Source organism: Luteibacter sp. P4_D7_3 (assembly GCF_056401735.1).
The window spans coordinates 1-3,411 of sequence record NZ_JBFUIT010000380.1 but is presented as its reverse complement, the minus strand read 5'-3'; the positions used below and the strand labels follow the sequence as shown (position 1 = coordinate 3,411).

At 65.6% G+C, this 3,411-nt stretch carries 4 protein-coding genes and 1 pseudogene; 2 read left to right on the top strand and 3 right to left on the bottom strand.

The window, feature by feature from the left end; translation table 11 throughout:
- Window positions 1-242: pseudogene (locus AC1DSN_RS20205) on the top strand (adenosylmethionine--8-amino-7-oxononanoate transaminase); the annotation flags it as partial.
- Here AC1DSN_RS20205 and AC1DSN_RS20200 read toward each other — a convergent pair.
- Entirely contained in the window at window positions 239-865 is a 627-nt protein-coding gene (locus tag AC1DSN_RS20200) for a 2-hydroxychromene-2-carboxylate isomerase (protein ID WP_213948623.1), read from the bottom strand. The pseudogene AC1DSN_RS20205 and the gene AC1DSN_RS20200 sit on opposite strands and share 4 nt — an antisense overlap.
- An 82-nt stretch (window positions 866-947) precedes the next feature.
- Between AC1DSN_RS20200 and AC1DSN_RS20195 the strand changes: the two genes are divergently transcribed.
- Entirely contained in the window at window positions 948-1,682 is a 735-nt protein-coding gene (locus tag AC1DSN_RS20195; RefSeq protein ID WP_477293677.1) for a 16S rRNA (uracil(1498)-N(3))-methyltransferase, read from the top strand.
- A 103-nt stretch (window positions 1,683-1,785) separates the two neighbouring features.
- Here AC1DSN_RS20195 and AC1DSN_RS20190 read toward each other — a convergent pair whose 3' ends face one another.
- Together AC1DSN_RS20190 and AC1DSN_RS20185 are read right to left on the bottom strand one after the other, a co-directional pair.
- The gene (locus AC1DSN_RS20190; protein ID WP_477293675.1) at window positions 1,786-2,763 is read right to left on the bottom strand and encodes a potassium channel beta subunit family protein; all 978 of its coding nucleotides are present in this window, start codon (window positions 2,761-2,763) and stop codon (window positions 1,786-1,788) included.
- Between the two features lie 9 nt (window positions 2,764-2,772).
- Window positions 2,773-3,333 carry a phosphatidylglycerophosphatase A family protein gene (locus AC1DSN_RS20185; protein WP_063573525.1) on the bottom strand — a complete coding sequence of 187 codons (561 nt, stop codon included), beginning with the start codon at window positions 3,331-3,333 and terminating at the stop codon, window positions 2,773-2,775.
- Window positions 3,334-3,411 lie beyond the last annotated feature (78 nt).

Below are 3,411 nucleotides of genomic sequence, written 5' to 3'. Positions count from 1 at the left end.
ACGTACGACAGACCGGCATGATTGCCGCGATCGAACTGGTCGCCGACAAGGCGACCCGCACGCCCTTCCCCGCCGCCGACCGGCGCGGCCTTCGCGTCTACCGCCATGGACTGGACCACGGCGCGCTGCTGCGGCCGCTCGGCAACATCGTGTACTTCATGCCGCCCTACGTCATCACCGAAAGCGAGATCGACTTCATGGTCGACACCGYCATCGCCGGTATCGAACAAGCCGTGCGCTAGATCCGCGAAAGGCCGATCGGAAGATCGCCCAGCCGGGCCATCTCCGCGTCGTCGAACAAGTCGGGGTGGGCGAGGAAGTCCATGGCGAAGTCATGGGCATCCGCACCCCAGAACAGCTCGCCGCCGATCGCGAGGGTCGGCACGCCGAACACCCGGTCCTGCATGGCCAGCTCGAAGTTGGCCTGCAAGGCCGCCTTGACCTCGGGCGCCGACAGGGCGGCGCGAAGGTCGGTGATACCCAGCGACGCCGCCAGCGGGGCCAGGGCCTCCGGCGTGTCCGCCGCGCGTCCATGGGCCCATATCCATTCGAAGATCGCACCCACGGCTTCCACGGTGCCACCTGCCGCGATGCATAGGCGCAGGGCCGGCAGCGGATTGAACGGATGGGTCGGCGGGAACTTCAGCGGTACGTCGGCTTGCCGTGCACGCCACAGGGCGTAGCGATAGGTGAACTCACGTTTGCCCTCGATCTCCGCCGGGCCGCGTTGCTCCATCTGCTTGAGGAGGGCCCCGAACAGCATCGGCCGCAGCGAAACCTCGTGCGTCCTGCATAGGTCGCGCACCGCCGGCCACTGAAGCCAGCTGAACATGGAAACGAAATCGAAGTACCAGGCGATCGGCATGCAGGGCTCCGTCGTGAATGGGCCGACGATAGCGAGCCTCGCCGCTCGCTACAATGGACGTTCCGTGACACAAGGCTCATCCATGCGAACCATCCGCATCCACGTCGACGCGCCGCTCGCCACCGGCCGCGACATCACCCTGCCCGCCCAGGCCGGCGAGCATGTCGCCCGGGTGCTGCGCATGGAGGTCGGCGCCCCGGTGGTGCTCTTCGCTGGCGACGATGGCATGGAGTTCGACGCCACCCTTGCCTCGGTCGGCAAGCGCGAAGTGGTCGCTTCGGTAGGCGAAGGGCGTGTGGTCACCAACGAGTCGCCGCTGTCACTCACCCTCGCCCAGGGCGTGGCACGGGGCGAGAAGATGGACCTGATCGTGCAGAAGGCGACCGAGCTCGGCATCGCGCGCATCGTCCCGATCCTCACCGAGCGCTCTGAAGTGAAGCTGGACGCCGCCCGCAGCGAGAAGCGTCTTGCGCATTGGCGCGCCGTGGCGTCGAGTGCGTGCGAACAGTCAGGACGTGCGCGGGTGCCGTTGATCGAGGCTGCGCAGCCGCTGGCTGCGTGGCTCGCGTCGCTGGGCGAAGGCGGCCCGATGCGGCTCGCCCTGCTGCCCGAAGGAACGAAACGCCCGGGCGAACTCCACCTCAGCGAAGCCGCCATCCTCGCTATCGGGCCCGAAGGTGGCTTCGGTGAACGCGACCGCACGGCGCTCGCCACCGCGGGCTTCACGGGCCTGAAGCTGGGGCCGCGCATCCTCCGCACCGAAACGGCCGGCCTTGCTGCCATCGCGGCGTTACAGGCGCTATACGGCGACATTTAACCTGTAGCTGTAGGAGCCGATTCATCGGCGATCCCGCAGCAGCGGGCCGGGACTCGGCGAGCACCCTTCGCCGATGAATCGGCTCCTACAGAAAAGCGCGCCCCTATGCGGCGGGCTTCAACGCCGCATCGATCTTCCGCATCACGCTATCGTCGAGCAGCTTCACCGCATCGAGCGCCATGAGGTTCTCCTCGAGCTGCGCTTTCTTGCTCGCCCCGAGGATCACGGTCGAGACGTGCGGGTTCTTCAGGCACCATGCCAGCGCGAATCGTGCCATCGGCAAGCCGAGCTCGGTGGCGATCGGCGCCAGCGCACGCACTGTCTTCAACTTCGCGCCACCGTCTTCGAGAAGGGCGTCACGTAGCCAGCCGTTACCTGCCTGGCCGAGGCGCGAGTCGTCAGGAATGCCATCGTTGTACTTGCCCGTGAGCAGGCCCGACGCCAGCGGCGACCAGATGGTGGTGCCCATGCCGTGGTCTTCGTAGAGCGATGCGTATTCCTGCTCGACGCGATCGCGATGCAACAGGTTGTACTGCGGCTGCTCCATCGACGGTGCAACAAGATGGTTCTCGCGTGCGACGCGATGCGCCTGGGCGATGAGCTCGGCCGGCCACTCGCTGGTACCCCAGTAGAGCACCTTGCCCTGGCGAATCAACGCATCCATCGCCCACACGGTTTCCACCACAGGTGTGTCCGGATCGGGGCGATGGCAGAAATACAGGTCGAGATAATCGACGCGCAGGCGCTCGAGTGCCTGGTGGCAGGCATCGAAGACGTGCTTGCGCGAGAGGCCGCGCTGCGTCGGTTTCGGGTCGGTCACCGCACCGAAATAGACCTTGCTCGATACGCAGTAGGCATCGCGCGGCAAGCGCAGATCGGCAATGACATCACCCATCAGCCGCTCGGCGTCGCCCGCGTTATACGTCTCGGCGTTATCGAAGAAGTTGACACCGCGGTCGTAGGCCAGCGCGATCAGTTCGCGCGCATCGGAGCGCCCGACCTGACGTCCGAACGTGACCCATGCGCCGTACGACAGAGCGGAGAGTTTCAGGCCGGTCGAACCGAGACGACGGTATTCCATGAGGATGCCCTAAGAGTGGTGGCCGAACATTAAATAGATGAGGTACCCGGCGAACCCGATGATGATGCCCGTGGAGATGATGTAGATCAGGTAAAGCACGACGGCAGCGAAGACCCCGGCGACCACGTCATCGATCATGACGCCCAGCCCTCCCTTCACCCGCCTGTCGATCCACCCGATCGGCCAGGGCTTGCGGACGTCGAACGCCCGGAACAGGACGAACGCCGCAGGCACAGCCCACAGCTCGTGAATGAACAGCGCAGGGATCAACGCGATCCACTGGCCAACGAACTCATCCCACACGAGGCTTCGGTGATCGGCGACCCCGATGATCCGACCGGCGACGTCACATGCCCACACACCCAAAGCGAACGACACGGCGATGATCGCCAGCCAGTACTCGATGGACAACGTGCGCAGGAACAACCACGGCAGGATCGCCGCCAGCGAACCGAACGTGCCCTGCGCCTTCGGCGTCAGTCCGGAACCGAAACCGCAGGCTATCCAGCCTGCCGGCGATGCCAGCAGGCGACGGCGATCGGCGGGATCGAGGACGTATTTCGTGCTCATGCGACGAAGTGATTCCAGCCCGTGCGCGATAGCGCGATCTCCGAGCCGTCGAGGTTGAGCACGCGAACGCCCTTGCCT

Coding starts and splice junctions, on each gene's coding strand:
- AC1DSN_RS20200 (WP_213948623.1), bottom strand. CDS start 865: ATGCCGATCGCCTGGTACTTCGATTTCGTTTCCATGTTCAGCTGGCTT.
- AC1DSN_RS20195 (WP_477293677.1), top strand. CDS start 948: ATGCGAACCATCCGCATCCACGTCGACGCGCCGCTCGCCACCGGCCGC.
- AC1DSN_RS20190 (WP_477293675.1), bottom strand. CDS start 2,763: ATGGAATACCGTCGTCTCGGTTCGACCGGCCTGAAACTCTCCGCTCTG.
- AC1DSN_RS20185 (WP_063573525.1), bottom strand. CDS start 3,333: ATGAGCACGAAATACGTCCTCGATCCCGCCGATCGCCGTCGCCTGCTG.